General features: G+C 63.5%; 20 protein-coding genes. 10 read left to right on the forward strand and 10 right to left on the reverse strand.

The genetic code is table 11. From position 1 onward, the window contains the following. Positions 1-62: 62 nt before the first annotated feature. From rapZ to JM946_RS24755, 8 genes are all read right to left on the reverse strand, one after another. Positions 63-935, reverse strand: coding sequence for an RNase adapter RapZ (gene rapZ / locus JM946_RS24720; protein WP_203170056.1), 873 nt, complete (start codon positions 933-935; stop codon positions 63-65). Positions 936-1,139: 204 nt separating this feature from the next. Beyond that, a complete protein-coding gene (gene hpf, locus JM946_RS24725) occupies positions 1,140-1,460 on the reverse strand; it encodes a ribosome hibernation-promoting factor, HPF/YfiA family (protein WP_203170057.1) in 321 nt (106 codons plus the stop codon). Between the two features lie 113 nt (positions 1,461-1,573). After that, on the reverse strand, positions 1,574-3,079 hold the full coding sequence (locus JM946_RS24730) for an RNA polymerase factor sigma-54 (RefSeq protein WP_203170058.1): 1,506 nt from the start codon (positions 3,077-3,079) through the stop codon (positions 1,574-1,576). 66 nt (positions 3,080-3,145) lie between these two features. After that, positions 3,146-3,871, reverse strand: a complete 726-nt coding sequence (lptB, locus tag JM946_RS24735; RefSeq protein ID WP_203170059.1) for an LPS export ABC transporter ATP-binding protein — start codon at positions 3,869-3,871, stop codon at positions 3,146-3,148. Continuing rightward, entirely contained in the window at positions 3,868-4,494 is a 627-nt protein-coding gene (locus JM946_RS24740; RefSeq protein WP_203170060.1) for an LptA/OstA family protein, read from the reverse strand. The genes lptB and JM946_RS24740 overlap by 4 nt, the downstream gene beginning before the upstream one ends. Positions 4,495-4,498: 4 nt before the next feature. Then, entirely contained in the window at positions 4,499-5,086 is a 588-nt protein-coding gene (gene lptC, locus JM946_RS24745) for an LPS export ABC transporter periplasmic protein LptC (RefSeq protein ID WP_203170061.1), read from the reverse strand. Continuing rightward, complete coding sequence (kdsC, locus tag JM946_RS24750) at positions 5,083-5,601, reverse strand: 3-deoxy-manno-octulosonate-8-phosphatase KdsC (RefSeq protein WP_203170062.1); 519 nt, start codon at positions 5,599-5,601, stop codon at positions 5,083-5,085. The genes lptC and kdsC overlap by 4 nt, the downstream gene beginning before the upstream one ends. Beyond that, positions 5,601-6,599 (reverse strand): KpsF/GutQ family sugar-phosphate isomerase, encoded by a 999-nt coding sequence (locus JM946_RS24755; RefSeq protein WP_203170063.1) that lies wholly within the window; start codon positions 6,597-6,599, stop codon positions 5,601-5,603. Before JM946_RS24755 ends, kdsC begins: the two co-directional genes overlap by 1 nt. A 123-nt stretch (positions 6,600-6,722) precedes the next feature. On the opposite strand from JM946_RS24755, the gene JM946_RS24760 reads away from it, so the two are divergent. After that, positions 6,723-6,953, forward strand: coding sequence for a BolA family protein (locus JM946_RS24760; RefSeq protein ID WP_203170064.1), 231 nt, complete (start codon positions 6,723-6,725; stop codon positions 6,951-6,953). 3 nt (positions 6,954-6,956) lie between these two features. Next, the gene (gene murA, locus JM946_RS24765; protein ID WP_203170065.1) at positions 6,957-8,213 is read left to right on the forward strand and encodes a UDP-N-acetylglucosamine 1-carboxyvinyltransferase; all 1,257 of its coding nucleotides are present in this window, start codon (positions 6,957-6,959) and stop codon (positions 8,211-8,213) included. Between the two features lies 1 nt (position 8,214). Here murA and JM946_RS24770 read toward each other — a convergent pair whose 3' ends face one another. Then, entirely contained in the window at positions 8,215-9,375 is a 1,161-nt protein-coding gene (locus tag JM946_RS24770; protein WP_218043101.1) for a S1C family serine protease, read from the reverse strand. Between the two features lie 164 nt (positions 9,376-9,539). On the opposite strand from JM946_RS24770, the gene petA reads away from it, so the two are divergent. From petA to JM946_RS24795, 5 genes are all read left to right on the forward strand, one after another. Next, a complete protein-coding gene (petA, locus tag JM946_RS24775; RefSeq protein WP_203170067.1) occupies positions 9,540-10,145 on the forward strand; it encodes a ubiquinol-cytochrome c reductase iron-sulfur subunit in 606 nt (201 codons plus the stop codon). Positions 10,146-10,174: 29 nt separating this feature from the next. Then, positions 10,175-11,395 (forward strand): cytochrome b, encoded by a 1,221-nt coding sequence (locus JM946_RS24780; protein WP_203170331.1) that lies wholly within the window; start codon positions 10,175-10,177, stop codon positions 11,393-11,395. 13 nt (positions 11,396-11,408) lie between these two features. Continuing rightward, positions 11,409-12,173, forward strand: a complete 765-nt coding sequence (locus JM946_RS24785; protein ID WP_407700599.1) for a cytochrome c1 — start codon at positions 11,409-11,411, stop codon at positions 12,171-12,173. Positions 12,174-12,234: 61 nt separating this feature from the next. Then, positions 12,235-12,834 carry a glutathione S-transferase N-terminal domain-containing protein gene (locus JM946_RS24790; RefSeq protein WP_203170332.1) on the forward strand — a complete coding sequence of 200 codons (600 nt, stop codon included), beginning with the start codon at positions 12,235-12,237 and terminating at the stop codon, positions 12,832-12,834. 5 nt (positions 12,835-12,839) lie between these two features. Continuing rightward, complete coding sequence (locus JM946_RS24795; protein ID WP_269141100.1) at positions 12,840-13,265, forward strand: ClpXP protease specificity-enhancing factor; 426 nt, start codon at positions 12,840-12,842, stop codon at positions 13,263-13,265. An 86-nt stretch (positions 13,266-13,351) separates the two neighbouring features. Here JM946_RS24795 and pdxH read toward each other — a convergent pair whose 3' ends face one another. Next, complete coding sequence (gene pdxH, locus JM946_RS24800) at positions 13,352-14,014, reverse strand: pyridoxamine 5'-phosphate oxidase (RefSeq protein ID WP_203170070.1); 663 nt, start codon at positions 14,012-14,014, stop codon at positions 13,352-13,354. Positions 14,015-14,108: 94 nt separating this feature from the next. Here pdxH and JM946_RS24805 point away from each other — a divergent pair, with 94 nt between their 5' ends. The 3 genes from JM946_RS24805 (at position 14,109) to JM946_RS24815 (ending at position 17,484) form a co-directional block, all read left to right on the forward strand. Further along, positions 14,109-15,218, forward strand: a complete 1,110-nt coding sequence (locus JM946_RS24805) for a prephenate dehydrogenase/arogenate dehydrogenase family protein (RefSeq protein WP_203170071.1) — start codon at positions 14,109-14,111, stop codon at positions 15,216-15,218. Between the two features lie 22 nt (positions 15,219-15,240). Beyond that, positions 15,241-16,362: a GGDEF domain-containing protein gene (locus JM946_RS24810; RefSeq protein WP_203170072.1), complete on the forward strand. Its 1,122-nt coding sequence runs from the start codon at positions 15,241-15,243 to the stop codon at positions 16,360-16,362. Positions 16,363-16,461: 99 nt separating this feature from the next. Next, a complete protein-coding gene (locus tag JM946_RS24815) occupies positions 16,462-17,484 on the forward strand; it encodes a Fe(3+) ABC transporter substrate-binding protein (RefSeq protein WP_203170073.1) in 1,023 nt (340 codons plus the stop codon). Positions 17,485-17,576 lie beyond the last annotated feature (92 nt).

The following is a 17,576-nucleotide window of genomic DNA, read 5'->3' on the forward strand; positions in this document are numbered from 1 at the left end:
TCTGCGACGGCGGGGTACGTCCGTGTATCCGAGGGTGGCCCCTGTCACCGAGATTTAATCTTTTAGCTGGCGCGGTGGACGCCCACGACTTGGTGGCGCGCGTGGACCTGCGGGAACTTGGCGGAAAAATGACGGGCCAGTCGCTCCACCAGATACACCGAGCGATGCTGACCGCCGGTGCAACCGATCGCGATGGTCAGGTAGCTGCGGTTGGTACGCACCAGCTCCGGAATCCAGTGCTCCAGGAAGCCCACGATATCGTCGAACATCTTGGTCACTTGCGGATGGCGCTCGAGATACTCGACCACGGCGGGATCGCGACCGGTGAAGCGCGCCAGACCCGGCTCCCAATAGGGATTGGGCAGGCTGCGCACGTCGAACACGAAATCGGCGTCGCCAGGAACGCCATGTCGAAATGCGAACGACTCGAACAGAATGGACATGCGACCTTCGACGCGTGCGCCGACCCGCTCGCGGATCAACTCACGTAGTTCGTGCACGCTGGTGCGCGTGGTGTCGATGATCAGATCGGCCGCGTCGGCGATCGGTTCGAGCAACGCCTGTTCCTGGAGGATCGCGTCGGCCAGGCCCAAGCCTTCGCGACTCAACGGGTGGCGCCGGCGCGTCTCGCTGTAACGTTTCAGCAATGCTTCCTGATCCGCGCGCAGGAACAGCACTTCACACGCGACGCCGCTGCGCTTCAGATCGGCAACCAGCTTCGGCACGGAAGCGATTTCCGCAGGCCGGTTGCGCGCATCGACGCCGACCGCCGTGTAACCGTAAGTCGATTCGCGCGAGCGCACGGTGTGGGAGATGAACATGGGCAGCAGGCCTGCGGGAATGTTGTCCACGCAGTAATAGTCCAGATCTTCAAGCATGTGCAGCGCCACGCTCTTGCCGGATCCAGACAGGCCGCTGACGATGACGAGACGCATAACCGATCGCGTGTGTTGCGCAAAGCGCTAAGTGTGGGCCGCAACTGCGAAGACTACAGCGAGCGCCGAGGGCCCGGCAATGACAAGCGGCGTCACGACGGTTCAGCCGCGTCGGCGCGCACCGAATGTGCGCGCCGACGGCTGTTTTGCTACTGAACTGTGATCTGTCCGGTGGTTTTTCCGACCGGTCCGCGCCGTGACTGTTTATGACGGACGGACTTTCAGCGCCTCGAGCGGGTGATGATCGGAGAGTTTTTCCTTGTGCTTCTTGACGCGCCGGTCGAGCTTGTCGGCCAGCGCGTCGATGGCCGCGTACATGTCCATGTCGACCGCGTCGGCGTACACCATGGCGCCGTTCAACAGGACCTTGGCCTCGGCTTTGTGGCGTTGTTTCTCGACGGTGAGGATGCAGTGAACGTCAATGATGTGGTCGGAGTGCCTGACGATGCGGTCCAGCTTTTTCTCGACATAACCCTTCATGGAAGTGGTGACATCGACATGGTGACCAGTGACGTTCAGTTGCATGGAAAGCCTCCACGGCAGTGACTAGGGAACAGGGACCGGTGACTGATCGGAGGCGCAATGGCCAGGCGTTCCGGCCAATCTCCAACTACCAGTCACCAACCACATCTGCATTGCTATCTCACCGAAACTCTCTTGCGTTCGCTGGACGGAGGTATACCTAGCGCCTCGCGGTATTTCGCAACCGTGCGCCGCGCTACCAGCACGCCTTCTTGCGACAGAATGTCGGCGATGCGGCTGTCGGAGAGCGGCTTGTCGGGCTCCTCCGCCGCGACCAGCTTGCGGATCTTGGCGCGGATCGCGGTGGACGACATTTCCGTGCCATCGCTAGCCGCGACGTGGCTGGAAAAGAAATAACGAAACTCGAACACGCCCCGATGCGTGTGCATGTACTTGTTGGTCGTGACGCGCGAGATGGTCGACTCGTGCATCTGCACGGCCTCGGCCACGTCTTTCAGGATCATCGGCTGCATGTACTCGTCGCCGTTCTCGAGGAACGCCGACTGACGCTGCACGATGCATCGTGCAACTTTGAGCAGTGTCTCGTTGCGGATCTCCAGGCTGCGGATCAGCCAACGGGCTTCCTGCAGCTGGGTGCGTAACATCGCGTGGTCCGCGGAACGCCCGATGAGTCCCGCGTAACTCTGATTCACTCGAATGCGCGGCAGGCTCGCGGGATTGATCTCGACCGCCCAGCCTCGCTCGGTGCGGCGGACAAATACGTCCGGCACGATGTACTCGGCCGGTACGGAATGCACACTCGAGCCGGGGCGCGGCTGACAAGCGCGCACCAGCACCAGGGCGTTCTCCAATTCTTCTTCAGTAACGCGCAGCTGACGTCTCAGCAGCGCGTACTGCTGTTCGGCGACTTGATCGAGGTAACCGGCGGCGATGGCGAGCGCCGTTTCGCGGCCCGGCGTATCCGGATCCAGCTGACGAAGCTGTAGTTCGATGCATTCACTGACCGAGCGTGCGCCCACGCCCGCCGGGTCCATCGCCTGCACGTGCTTGAGCACGCGCTCGACCTCGGCCGTGGTGGCGACGATCTCGGGTTGTAAATTGCGCGCGATTTCATCGAGCGGCTCGATGACGTAGCCGTCGTCGTTGATGGCATCGATGATCGCGGCGCCGATGCGCATCTCACGCTCGTTGAGGCGCGACATCTCCAGCTGCCAGGTCAGATGCTCCTGCAGCGTTTCGCCGCGCGCGTCCGAGAAATCCTGGGAGTGATCGTCGTCGCCCGACCAGGGCGATTCGGCCGGGCCGGTGACCTGCGAATCGCTCCAGTCCTGATCCTCGACGATGTCCAGCGGCTGTTCGGCCTCGCGCGCCTCGCCACCATCGTGGTGCTCGTCGGCCTGTTCGCTGCTGGCGCTCGCCTCGGTGCTGGGTGCAGCAGAGGATTCGTAAGGGGTTTCGAACTGGGGTTCGAGGGCCGACTCGCCCGTTTCCAGGCTGCCGGACTCGTCTTCGGCCTCCAGCATGACGTTGCTTTCCAGCGCCTCGCGGATCTGCGCCTGAAGTTCCAGCACAGGCAGCTGCAAAAGGCGGATGGCCTGTTGCAGCTGGGGCGTCATGGTCAGCTGCTGGCCGAGTCGGAGCTGCAGGGCGGGCTTGAGCATTCGTCTCGCTTGTGGGTCGTCAACACGCCGGCGCAACGGCCGGCCTAGGTCCGGCGGGCGGGACGCCTAGAGCCGGAAATCCTGACCCAAGTACACCTCACGGACCTGCTGGTTTGCAAGGATCTCGTCGGCACTCCCTGCGGCGATCACGACGCCCCCGCTCACGATATAGGCGCGGCCACAAATCCCTAGGGTTTCCCGTACGTTATGATCGGTAATCAAGACCCCGATATTGCGGGCGACCAGGTGCTGGATGATGCGCTGGATGTCCAGGACCGAGATTGGATCCACGCCCGCGAAGGGCTCGTCCAGCAGCATGAACTCGGGCTCCGCCGCCAGGGCACGCGCAATCTCGACACGGCGGCGCTCGCCGCCCGACAGGCTCTGGCCCAGGCTGTTGCGGATGTGACCGATATGTAGCTCGTCGAGCAGCGATTCGAGCAGCTCGGCGCGCTTGTCTCTGCTGAGCTCGGGGCGCACCTCCAGGATTGCCTCGATGTTCTGTTCGACGGTGAGTTTGCGAAACACCGAGGCTTCCTGCGGCAGATAGCCCACGCCGAGCCGCGCGCGCCGATGCACCGGCAGCCTGGAGATGTCCTGATCGTCGATCAGGATGCGGCCGGCGTCGGTGGGGACCAGGCCGACGATCATGTAAAACGCGGTGGTCTTGCCGGCGCCATTGGGACCCAGCAGCCCGACCACTTCGCCGCTCGACACTTCCAGCGACAGATCCTTGACGACCTGGCGCGAGCGATATTTCTTGGCCAGTCCCTCGACGCGCAGACGGCTCATGCGCCGCCTTCGGTGTTGTTCGAGGCCTTGTCCTGCCGCGGGCGAATGATGCCGCGGACGCGGTTCGAGGAGCCGCCCGGATTGATTTGCACGCGCTCGTCACGGATGTTGTAGATCACCACGTCACCGCGAAACTCGTCTTTGCCATTGCTGAACCATACCTGATTGGTGAGCTTCACCACGCCGGTGTCGAAGTCGTATTCGATCACGCCGGCGCGACCGCGCACCTGGCGATCGTCGGTGCCCACCTGCTCGAAACGCGCCGGCGAGCCTTCGATGCGCGCGTTGGCGATCTGTCCATTGACCACTGCCGCGGTCGCGAGGTTCGACTTCAAGTCGGCCTCTTCAGTGCGGATGTGCACGTCCTTCTCGAACGTCCACTGCTGTTTCTCGGCTTGCCCGTTGCGCGCCCTCGCGGTTTGCGCCTCGATGAACTTGGGCCCCTGGGTCACGCGCACGTTGCCGGAGATGTCCAGCGTGTTGTTGCGGAAGTCGGAGTTGACCACGTCCGCGCTCCAGACGAAGTCCGCATCCAGCGAAGGCGCCTGCAGGGCGCCGCCTGGCGCGGCGAACAGCAATAACAGCAGCCCGCCCCAACGCGGCATGTCGATCAGTGTTCGCATGCGCTCACCGCGGTCGACGCACTTGTTCGGTGGTGGGATCGAATCGACCATTCACTGTCTCCAGCCGCAGTTTCTCGCTGGTCAGATCGGCGCGCAGACTCTTTACCGTCATCGCATGCTGCCCGAAGCGCATCTGCACCGGTGAGCGGGTGCTGTACGCGATGTTCTTCTCGGTATCGATCGCCAGCTCGTTGGTGCTCAGGTACGCGTTCGCGTTGCCTTCCAGCGAGCGCAGTTCCACATTGCCTTCCAGTTGCACCACGCGCGAATTCGGTGGCACCAGGCCGGTGTCGGCGGTCAACGCCCATTGCCAGTCTTCCTTGCCGAAATAGTTCACGCGCACCGATTCCATGGTGATGGCTTCGGCGCGCGACGGACGGGTCAGCTGCTGTTGGATGCGGCGCGCGATCAGCTCCACGCCGGGCGTGCCGTCTTCGCGCGTGCGCAGGATCACCGCGTCCTTCAGATAATAGCCGGGCTGCTCGGGCATTTCGTGGCTCGCCATCGGCATGCCGCCATCGTCGACGAACGCGCCGTAACCGATGACGATGGCGGCGAGCGCGGCGGCCAGCGATACCCAGCGCCAGTTCATCCGTGCACCCGTCGATTCACTTCGATCTGCCGCGTTTCGATCAGCAGGTCGCAGACCTCGCGCACGGCGCCCTGGCCGCCGCTGGCCTGAGTGATGAAGTGTGCGCGTGATTTCACGCTGGGGTGCGCGTCGGCGACCGCGACCGCGAGCCGCGATGCTTCGAACAGCGACAGGTCGGGCGTGTCGTCACCGACGCTCGCCACCGCCTGAGGTGTGAGATTCAACATGTCGAGCAACTCGCGTAGCGCCGCCAGCTTGTCGTGCACACCCTGCCGGATCCAGGTCACGCCGAGCTCGCTCATGCGCTTGTCCACGGCCTTGGACTGCCGGCCCGAAATCACCGCCACCTGCAGCCCGGCGTTGAGCACTTGCTTGATGCCCGCGCCGTCGCGCACGTGAAAACATTTCATTTGCTCGCCGCGGGCGGTGAAGTACAGCCGTCCGTCGGTCAGCACGCCGTCGACATCCAGGACCAGCAGGCGCACGTCGTTAGCGCGTTCCACCAAGGTGTCCATTACATCACCCCGGCGCGTAACAGATCATGAACGTTCAACGCGCCGACCAGCACGTTGTCGGCATCGGTCACCAGCAACTGGGTGATGCGATGCTTTTCCATCAGATGCACCGCCTCGGCGGCCAGCTCCCGAGGAGCGATGGTCTTGGGCCCGGCGGTCATCACATCACCCATGCGCACAGCATTGATATCGATCGGATGGTCGAGCGCGCGTCGCAGGTCGCCATCGGTGTAGATGCCGAGCACGCGGCGGCGCTCGTCGACCACGGCGGTCATGCCCAGGCCCTTGCGGCTGATCTCGAGCAGACCATCCTTGAGCGAGGTATCCGGGCTCACGGTCGGCAACTGGTCGCCGGTGCGCATCACGTCTTCGACGTGCAGTAACAACCTTCGCCCCAGGCTGCCGCCCGGATGCGAGCGTGCGAAATCCTGCTCGCTGAAGCCGCGCGCCTCGAGCACCGAGACGGCGAGAGCGTCGCCCATCGCAAGCGTGGCGGTGGTGCTGGCGGTCGGCGCCAGATTGTGCGGACAGGCTTCCTCGGGAACGCTCACGTCGAGCAGGGCGGTGGCCGCCTTGGCGAGCGTCGACTGTCGTTTGCCGGTCATGACCACCAGCGGTACGCCGAGCCGTTTGATCACCGGCAGGATGGTGAGCAATTCGGCCGTCTCGCCCGAGTTGGAAATGGCTATGACCACGTCTTCTTGAGTGATCATCCCGATGTCGCCGTGACTGGCCTCGGCGGGATGCAGGAAAAACGAGGGTGTGCCGGTGCTCGCCAGGGTCGCGGCGATCTTGTTGCCGACGTGGCCGGACTTGCCCATGCCGGTGACCACCACCCGGCCCCGGCAGTCGTGCAGCAGCTGGCAGGCTGCGACGAAGTTTTCATCCAGCCGCGATTCGAGGGCTTGCACCGCAGCGACTTCCGTCGCCAGCACGCGTCGGCCGCGCGTCAGCAACTGTTCGGAATTCAGTGGGGCCGAAGTCGGTAAAGATCGCATCCGTGAATGATAACGCGCCCACTACTGCCAGCGCATAAACATACTGTGTCGGCAGATAGCCAGAATGTGCGGGGAGGAGATCGGATAAGATGCCGCCCTTTGCAGCCCCAGGGTCGAGCAGCAATGAATGCCGCCGAAGTCCAAACACTGATTCAGAACGGTTTGCCGGGCGCGCAGGTGCGCGTCATGTCGGACGACGACACTCATTTCGAAGCCGTGATCGTGGCGCCCCAGTTCGAGGGCCGTCGCATGATCCAGCGTCATCAGCTGGTGTACGCGACCCTCGGGCAGCTGATGGGGCGTGAAATTCACGCGCTCAGCATCCAGGCGTTCGCGCCCTCCGAACAAAAGTGATGCATGGATAAGTTGCTCATCACTGGCGGCCCGCCGCTGGACGGCGAGGTTCGCATCTCGGGCGCGAAGAACGCCGCGCTGCCCATTCTGGCGGCGACGCTGCTGGCCGAGGGGCCGGTGTCCGTTGGCAATGTGCCGCATCTGCAGGACGTCACCACCATGATCGAGCTGCTCGGTCGCATGGGCGTGAGTGTCACCATTGACGATCGCATGCGGGTCGAGGTCGATGCGTCGACCACGAATGCGTTTGTCGCGCCGTATGAGCTGGTGCGGACCATGCGAGCATCCATCGTCGTGCTGGGGCCGTTGCTGGCGCGCTTCGGTCAGGCGGATGTGTCATTGCCGGGTGGCTGCGCCATCGGCGCGCGGCCCGTGAATATTCACGTCGATGGGTTGCGCGCCATGGGCGCGGATATCCAGATCGAGAATGGCTACATCCGGGCCAAGGCGAATCGACTCAAGGGCGCGCGGATAGTTTGCGAGACGGTAACGGTTACGGGTACCGAGAATCTGCTGATGGCGGCGACGCTCGCGGACGGTGAGACCATCATCGAGAACGCTGCGCGTGAGCCGGAAGTGGTCGACCTCGCGAATTTCCTCAGTGCGATGGGGGCGAAGATCAGTGGCGCGGGCACGGACATCATTACTGTGCAGGGCGTCGAGCGATTGACGGGCGCCAGTTATGACGTGCTGCCGGATCGCATCGAGACTGGAACCTATCTGGTCGCGGGCGCGATCACGGGCGGACACGTGAAGATCAAGGGCACGCGACCGGATCATCTGGACGCGGTGCTGCTGAAGTTGCGAGAAGCGGGCGCGAAGATCGACGTGGGCGATACGTGGATCGATCTCGACATGCGAGGCCGGCGGCCGAAGTCGATCGATATCCGCACGGCGCCCTATCCGGCGTTTCCAACCGATATGCAGGCGCAGTTCGCGGCGTTGAATACGGTGGCGGAGGGCGTCGCTGCTGTGACTGAAACGATCTTCGAGAATCGTTTCATGCATATGCTGGAGATGCGGCGCCTTGGCGCGGACATTCGCATCGAGGGGAACACGGCCATTATTCGCGGCGTGCCTAAGCTGACGGCGGCTCCTGTCATGGCTACGGATCTGCGCGCCTCGGCTAGCTTGGTGCTGGCGGCTCTGGTTGCTCAGGGATCTACAGAGATCCACCGCATCTATCACATAGATCGCGGGTACGAGCGGATCGAGGAGAAGCTCGAGCAGCTCGGGGCGCAGATTCGGCGGGTCGCCTGAATCAACGCGAGCCGCGAGGCGGGCGTTCTTCCAGCGTGGCTTCGACGCTGAAGTCTGCATTGCCGCGGCGGCCGCGGATTTCCAGCTCGGAACCTGGGGACATCGCGGCCACGCGATTCAGGGCCTCTTGAGCATTCACGATGGGCTGACCGTTCAGGTGGGTCACGAGATCGTCGACGCGGATGCCGACGCGAGCGGCCGGGCCCTGCGGATCGACTGAGCTGATGCGCAACGCCACCGGCGGATCGATGCCGAGCGCAGCGGCGGTGGCCCGCGGCAGTTCTTCGGACGACACACCCAACCAGCCGCGACGCACGCGGCCGTGCGCGATGATTTGATCCATTACGCCGCGCACCATGTTCACGGGAATTGCGAAGCTGATGCCATCGGTCCCCAGTGTCTGTGCGAGCACGGCAGTGTTGATGCCGATGAGCTCGCCTTCCGTATTGATCAGCGCGCCGCCGGAGTTACCGAAGTTGATGGCGGCGTCGGTCTGAATGAAATCCTCGAAGTCGGTGACGCCGAGGCGGCCGCGGCCGGTGGCGCTGACGATGCCTTGGGTCACGGTCTGGCTGAGGCCGAAGGGATTGCCGATCGCGAGCACCACATCTCCGGCGCGCAGTACGTTGGAGCGGCCCATGGGCATCACGGGCGGGTTCTCCAGATCGACGCGCAGCACGGCGAGATCCGTATCTGGATCAGTACCGACGATTGTGGGGGTGGCTATGCGGCCATCGGCGAGTTGCACGCGGATCTGGTCGGCGCCCCTGATGACATGGTCGTTAGTGACCAGATGGCCGTCCGAATCGAGGATGACACCTGAGCCAAGGCTGCCTTCAACGCGGCGGCGGACCTGAGCTGGATTCTGTCGCAACAGCGGATTGCCGAACGCTGCGTTGGGGACGCTCGCAACTACGCGCGCCGTGTAGATGTTGACGACCGCAGGTCCGGCGCGGCTGACGGCGTCCGCGAACGATGTGCGCACTTCACCTTCGCGCGGCGTGAAGGAAGCCGGCGTTGCGGGCGAATCCTGCTGAGCGGGCGCGGCAGCGGCGGTTGGGCCTTGCTGGATCGGCCGCACCAGCATCAGCACGGCAGCGATCGCGAGGCCTACCAGGGTCCATTTCAGCAGGAACAACAGGGTCTGCGGCACGGTGGGCACGAGTATGAAGGCCGGCTGACGACCGGCGCGTCGTGGCGCCCTGGGCAATGTACTTGGGCGATGTGTGTATAATGCGGAATTCCTTGAAGGTTTGAAACCTCGCTCCGGGCTCGCAGGCGCCGGTGTGGGGTGCGCGTGCGAAAGATGCCTCGCGGAGATCTTGGATGACGTCAGAAGTTGAAAAGGTGGATGGCGGCCGGCGCCATTTTCTGCTGGTTGCGACCGCCGTGACCGGCATAGCCGGCGCCGCGATGACCGCCGTGCCGTTCCTGGCCTCCTGGAAACCGAGCGCACGCGCGCAGGCGTTGGGCGCGCCGGTCGAACAGGACATCAGCAAGCTCGAACCGGGCGCCGTGGTCAAAGTGAACTGGCGCGGCCAGGCGATCTTCATCGTGCGTCGCTCGCCCGAGATGATGAAGCAGCTGGAGGATCCGGCGCTGGCCGATAAGCTGCGCGATCCGAAGTCCGAGCAGTCCGAGCAGCCCGAGTACGCCAAGAACGATGCGCGTTCGCTCAAGCCGGAATATCTGGTGCTGGTCGGCGTGTGCACGCACCTGGGGTGCGCGCCGCTGAGCCGCTTCCAGCCCGCGGACGCCGAGCTCGGCGCCGACTGGCCGGGCGGCTTCTATTGCCCGTGCCACGGCTCGAAGTTCGATCTGGCCGGCCGCGTCTTCAAGGACGTGCCCGCGCCCACCAATCTCAAAGTGCCGCCGTACCGCTTCGTCACTGACGGCGTGGTGCAGATCGGCGTCGACGCGGAGGTCGCCTGATGAGCGCCACGATGCAACAAAAAGGGCGCATGGCGCAGCTGGTCGACTGGATCGACGCGCGCTTCCCGATGACTCGCTTCATGAAGGAACACGCCAGCGAGTACTACGCGCCGAAGAACTTCAACTTCTGGTACTACTTCGGCTCGCTCGCCCTGGTGGTGCTGGTGTTGCAGATCGTCACCGGCATCTTCCTGACGATGAACTACAAGCCCTCGGCCGCGGACGCGTTCGCGTCGGTCGAGTACATCATGCGCGACGTGGAGTGGGGCTGGCTAATCCGCTACATGCATTCCACCGGCGCGTCGGCCTTCTTCATCGTCGTCTATCTGCACATGTTCCGCGGCCTCATGTACGGCTCGTACAAGAATCCGCGCGAGCTGGTGTGGATCTTCGGCATGCTGATCTACCTGTGCCTGATGGCCGAAGCGTTCTTCGGCTACCTGCTGCCCTGGGGCAACATGTCCTATTGGGGCGCGCAGGTGATCGTGTCGCTGTTCGGTGCGATCCCGGGCATCGGTGAAGGGCTCGTGGAGTGGATCCGCGGCGACTACTACATCTCCGATATCACGCTGAACCGCTTCTTCGCGCTGCATGTCATCGCGTTGCCGCTGGCGCTGGTATTCCTGGTGATCGCGCACATCTTCGCTCTGCACGAAGTCGGCTCGAACAATCCGGACGGCATCGAGATCAAGAAGCTCAAGGGTCCGGACGGCCATCCGGTGGATGGCATTCCGTTCCACCCGTATTACACCGTGAAGGACCTGGTGGGCTTCATCGTGTTCGCGATGCTGTTCTCGCTGGTGTTGTTCTTCGCGCCGGAGATGGGCGGCTACTTCCTGGAGCACGCCAACTTCGACCCGGCCAACCCGCTGCAGACGCCCGAGCACATTGCGCCGGTGTGGTACTTCACGCCGTTCTACGCAATCCTGCGCGCGGTTCCGAACAAGCTGCTGGGCGTCGTCCTGATGGGTATCGCGGTGCTGGCGTTCGTGTTCCTGCCGTGGCTGGACCGCTCCAAGGTCAAGTCGATCCGCTATCGCGGCTGGCTGTTCCGTGGCTTCCTCGGCGCCTTCGCGGTGAGCTTCATCGCGCTCGGCTACCTCGGCCTGCAGCCGGCGACCCCGGGATACACCCTGGCCGCCCGCGTGTTCGCGGTCATCTACTTCGCGTTCTTCCTGCTCATGCCCTGGTACACGAGGATCGATCAGACCAAGCCCGTGCCCGAGCGTGTGACTTTCCATACCCACTAAGCAGCCCGCCATGATGAAGAAGACTTTCCATAAGCTGTTTCTGGGTGCGGTCGGTGTGACGGCCCTGTCCTGGTCGACGGTGGGCGCCACGGCGGAGAGCGGCGCCCCACTGCAACTGGCGCGCAACGATGTCGCGAATACCGCCTCGCTCCAGCGAGGCGCCCGCAACTACGTGAACTACTGCAGCGGCTGCCACTCGGCCAAGTACGTGCGCTACAGCCGCCTGGCGGAAGATCTGCTGCTGACCGAAAAGCAGGTGACTGACAACCTGATGTTCAGCGGCGAGCGGATCCACGACACCATCAAGATCGCCATGCGTCCGGAGGACGCCAGCCACTGGTTCGGCACCACCCCCCCGGACCTGTCCCTCATTGCACGCAGCCGCGGCACCGACTACATCTACTCGTTCCTGAAGTCGTTCTACCTGGATCCGAGCCGTCCGACCGGGACCAACAACCTGATCCTGCCGGGCACTTCCATGCCCCACGTGCTGTGGGAGCTACAAGGCTTGCAGCGGGCGGTCTATGATGGGCAGAGCGACGCGGAACACAACGCGGTCCACAAGAAGTTCAAGGAATTCGAACTGGCGAAGCAAGGCAGCCTCTCGCCGCAGGAGTACGACCAATTCGTCCGCGACACGGTCAATTTCCTCGACTACATCGCCGAACCGATGCAGATCGAAAGGAAAAATTTGGGCATGCGAGTGCTGGCATTCCTGATAGTCTTCTTCCTGTTCGCCTATTTCCTCAAAAAGGAGTTCTGGAAGGACGTGAAGTAGGCCTGACCTTGACGGGTGCCAAACTGCGTTCGATCAGAACTGTCTGGAGCGTACTACCGTGATGACGCTCTTCTCGCGCGCCGACGATCCCTGGAGCCATCGCACCAGGATCGTGCTGGCTGAGAAGAGCATTCACGTCGAGACCATCGACGTGCAGGGTGGCAACCTGCCCGAAGACCTGCTCGACCTGAACCCGTACCACACGGTCCCCACCCTGGTGGACCGTGATCTGGTGCTCTACGACTCGCGCGTCATCATCGAATACCTGGACGAGCGCTTTCCGCACCCCCCGCTGATGCCTGTGGATCCGGTGGCGCGGGCGCAGTTCCGTCTGGCGCTGTATCGGATCGAGCGGGACTGGTACAGCCTGGCTCAGCAGATCGACGACCCGTCGGATCGCAAGAACGGGTTGAAGGCGCGCAAGATCCTCCGCGACAGCATCCTGGCCAGCACGGACGTGTTCAAGGCCAAGCCGTACTTCCTGTCGGACGAGTTTTCGTTGGTGGATGCCACCATTGCTCCCATCCTATGGCGGCTGTTGTATTGGGAAATCGATCTGCCTCCGCAGGCTCAACCCATTACCAAGTACGCCAATCTGTTGTTCTCCCGGCCCGCGTTCAGGCACAGCCTGTCGCGCGCCGAGCAGGAAATGCGCGCTTAAGACTCATGGCAGATGCTCCAATTCGATCGCGCCGGCCCTATTTGTTGCGTGCCATGCACGAGTGGATCAGCGACAGCAATCAGACACCGCATATCGTCGTCGATGCTTCGTTACAAGGCGTGGAAGTGCCCCGGCAATACGTCCAGGGCGGCAAGATCATCCTGAATGTCAGCAATAATGCGACGAGCAACCTGAGTCTCGGCAATGACGTCGTGCGGTTTCGCGCGCGTTTCGGGGCGGTAACTCACGACGTGCATGTGCCGATCGCGGCGGTGCTGGGTATCTATGCGCGGGAGACGGGGCAGGGGATGATTTTCTCGGAGGCGGATGCGCCGCCGCCCCAGCCGCCGAATGCGCCGACCGAAACGCCGGCTGGCGGCGCCGGGCCGGAAGTGAAGCGGTCGAAGCCGACCTTGAAGGTCGTCAAATAACGCCGCCGGGCGATTTATGCCACGGTCGCTGCCGGGACCGAGAGGGCGCGAAGCGCGCGCCAAGCAGCGGAATAAGAAGCGAGCGACTACGGGTTCAGACGTGTCGCGGTCCACTGGCCGCCGCTGAACGTGAATTCATCTTTCTTGGTCAGCGTGCGCTGCCAGCGCGCGCGGTCGTGAATCCGCCCGGCGCCCTCCGACCATAACTCGATCGAGTCGATCCACAGACGAATCCCGCCCCAATGCGGCGGCCGCGGCACTTCACCTTCGGTCGCCTGTAACAAGCCGAGGCGTTCTCTGACAGCTTGAACCTGCTGGACCATAGCCGCGCGCGAGGCGAGCGGCTCGCTCTGAACGCTGGCCCACGCGCCTACCCGGCTCTCGAACGCGCGGCTGGCGAAATACTGATCGCTCTCCGGCGCCGGCGACCGAACCACCGGACCTTCGAGGCGGACCTGCCGATGCAGCACGTCCCAATGAAACACCACCGCGGCGCGTGGATGAGCGGCCAGTTCCCGGCCTTTGCGCGAGTCGTAGTTCGTGAAAAAAACTATGAAGCCCTGATCGGCCACCAGCCGCTTGCACAGCACCACGCGAGCGGACGGCGCGCCATCGTCGCCGACGGTGGCCAGCACCATGGCGTCCGGGTTGGGCTGAACGTTGCGTGCCCGGGCGTCGCTGAACCAGGTCGCGAACATGGGCATGGGATCGGCGGGCAGCGGATCGGGCAGAAGTTCGTCGGCAGGCATAGGAGCCACATTATATACGGGCGTTAACTTGCGGGCCGCGCACGCCGGTTGGTAAAAGGCGTGAGCAACCCGCAAAGTCGAGACCCGACCTTTGATGAATCTTCAGGAACTCCGCGAACGCCTGTCCGAAGTCGATCGGCAGCTGCTCGCGCTTGTCGCCGAACGCCAACGGCTGAGTCGCGAGGTGGCCGAGGCCAAGCGCTCCGAAGGACGTGCGACGCGCGACTACACGCGTGAGCGCGAGGTGCTCATGCAGGCGCGCGCTACTGCGGATTCACTCGGGATTTCCCCGGCTCTGGCCGAGTCGGTGTTGCGCCTTTTGATTCGCGGCTCGCTGACCACGCAGGAGCGCATCCGGGTTGCGGCTGGCGGCCGCGGTGACGGCAAGAGCGCACTGGTCATTGGCGGCACGGGCAAGATGGGCCGCTGGTTCAGCGAGTTCATGGCCTCGCAGGGGTACACCGTGACCGTGGCCGATCCAGCGGGCAAGCCCGACAACGCCGCCTACCCGTACACGTACGTCGCGGATTGGCGCGAAAGCGGCCTCGACTACGATCTGATCGTGGTGGCCACTCCACTCAAGATCGCAAACGTGGTGTTGCAGGAATTGGCCGAGCGCAAGCCGCGCGGCGTCGTGTTCGACATCGGTTCGCTCAAGACGCCGCTGCGACAAGGCATCGATGCATTGCAGAGCGCCGGCGTGAAAGTCACGTCCGTGCATCCCATGTTCGGGCCGGACACCGAGCTGCTGTCCGGGCGGCACGTGATCTTCATCGACATGGGCAACCGCGAGGCGGTCGACGCCGCGCGCGAATTGTTCGGCTCGACCATGGCGGAACAGGTGGTGATGGGGCTCGACGAGCACGACCGCCTGATCGCTTACGTGCTCGGGCTGTCGCATGCGTTGAACATCGCATTCTTCACGGCGCTGGCCGAGAGCGGCGAAGCGGCGCCCCGACTCGCGCAGCTATCCAGCACGACCTACGACGCGCAGGTCGACGTCGCCACCAAGGTGGCCGGCGAGAGTCCCGACCTGTATTTCGAGATTCAGCATCTCAACGACTACGGGCGCGAGTCGCTCCTGGCCTTGCGCGGCGCCGTCGAGAAGCTGTTGCAGTCGGTGTCGACGGGAGACTCGCCGGCATTCACGGCGATGATGCAGCGGGGCCGCGAATACCTCGCAGGCCGGGTGCGCAATGATTAGCTTTGGTTCGAGGCAGGCTTAGATGTCGGCACGGGATCTCCAGGGAGAGATCCGCGAATTGCGCGGGCGCATTGCTGCGCTCATGGATGAGGCTGCGAACAACGAAAAGCTGCTCCGGCGGAGTCAGGAGCGCGAACTCGAGTTGCTCAAGGCCGAAAACATGGCGCAATTGTTCGACACCATCTGCAAAGGCTTGAAAGCTTCGTACGCGCTGGAATCGGTGACGCTGTTGCTGCTCGATCCGCAGCACGAGATCCGACATCTGATGATCGCCGACGGGCTGCAGCTCGAGGATTATCCGCAGGTGTTGTTCACCGACAGCTTGGCGGGCATGGCGCCGCAGTTCACCTCATTCCATCGCCCCTGGCTGGGGCCGTACATGGGCTGCGATCATCAACTGCTATTTCCCGACGTCGCGGGTTTGAAAAGCGCTGCGCTGATCCCGCTACGACGTCAGGAAAAGCTGCTTGGCGCGCTGAACTTCGGCAGCGTCGACGAGAAACGATTCACGCGACATCTGGCCACCGACTTCCTGGCGCATCTGGGCGTCATCGCTTCCTTCGCCATCGAGAACACGATCAATCGCGCGCGCCTCGTGCGCAGCGGACTGACCGACTTTCTCACTGGTTGGCACAACCGCCGCTACCTCAATGCGCGACTCAAAGAGGAACTGGCGCGCGCGCAACGCCAGGGCACCAGCCTCACGTGTCTGGTCATCGATCTCGACCGTTTCAAGCAGATCAACGATCAGCACGGCCACCTGGCCGGCGACATGGCTTTGCGCGAGGCTGCGCAGCGAGTCGATTCGCATATCCGCGGCAGCGATGCGGCGGCTCGCTTCGGCGGCGATGAATTCGTGGTGCTGGCCCCAGCCATCTCTCCCCAGCAGGCGGCATGCCTTGCCGAGCGCATCCGCACGACGGTATGCGAAACGCCTCTGACGCTGCCCTCCGGGGTTCAGTTGAATATGACCGTCTCGATCGGCGTCGCGTGGATCACCGTGCCGCGCGAGGAGGTCGATCTGAAAGCCGCCGCCGAACGGTTGCTGGCCGACGCCGACTCCGCGCTGTATCGGGCGAAGCAAGCCGGCCGCAACCGGGCGGAGCTCGCGAGCGGCGACATGCCCGAGCATCCTTGCACCTGACCCCCTCGGCACCCTGACGAATAATTAACGCCGGCGATGTCTGACAGACCTGGTCAAACGTGATTAAATGCGAGTCATTCGCATTGATTGGATTTTGGAATGATCAGGACAATCAGGGTCGATCGATTCGCGCCGGTGCTCGGCGCGCTACTGCTGGCAGTGGGGTTGGTGGGCTGTGGCAAACAGCCCGACGAACTGGTGGTCTATTCGGCGCGCAACGAGCAGCTGATCAAGCCCATGTTCGATCGCTACACGGCCGAGACCGGGAACAAGATCCGCTTCGTAACCGATGACGCGGGACCGCTGATCGAGCGACTCAACGCCGAAGGTGCGAATTCCCAGGCCGACATCCTGATGACCGTCGACGCCGGCGAGTTGTGGCACGCGGCTGATCGCGGCCTGCTGCGCCCGACGCAGTCGGAAGTGTTGAACGCCAACATCCCTGAAAACTTGCGCGATCCGCAGGGCCGCTGGTTTGGCTTCTCGATCCGAGCTCGCACCATGGTTTACAGCACCGAGCGTGTGAAGCCCGAAGAGTTGAGCGACTACGCGGCGCTCGCCGACGAACGGTGGAAGGGCAAGCTGTGCCTGCGCACCTCGAAGAAGGTGTACAACCAGTCGCTGGTGGCCATGCTGATCGCCGAGCACGGCGAGGCCAAGACCGAAGAGATCGTGCGCGGTTGGGTCGCGAATCTGGCCACCGAGCCGTTCTCCAACGACACCTTGCTCATGGAAGCCATCGCCGCCGGCCAGTGCGACGTGGGTCTGGTGAACACTTATTACTTCGGCCGCCTGTTGCGGGACAACCCCGACCTGCCGTTAAAACTGTTCTGGGCCGACCAGGCCGGGCAGGGCGTGCACGTGAATATTTCTGGCGCGGGCGTCACCGCTCATTCGCCACGCGCGGAGCGAGCGAAAGAGTTTCTGGAGTGGCTGTCGCAGCCCGAAGCCCAGTCGCTGTTCGCCGGCTTGAATCTGGAATATCCCGCCAGCCCCAGCATCGAGCCCGATCCCATCGTGAAAGCCTGGGGCGACTTCAAGCGCAGCCCGATGAATGTGGCGCAAGCCGGCGAGTTGCAGGCGACGGCAGTGAAGCTGATGGATCGGGCCGGCTATCGCTGACGAGTTGCAACTATGAAAAGCCATGTTTCGCGTACCACCCGGGTACAGGGAGGTACCCCGTCGCCGCAGGCGGCGGCGAGCAGCAAGAAGTC

This window comes from Steroidobacter gossypii, assembly GCF_016801985.1.
Lineage (GTDB): Bacteria > Pseudomonadota > Gammaproteobacteria > Steroidobacterales > Steroidobacteraceae > Steroidobacter > Steroidobacter gossypii.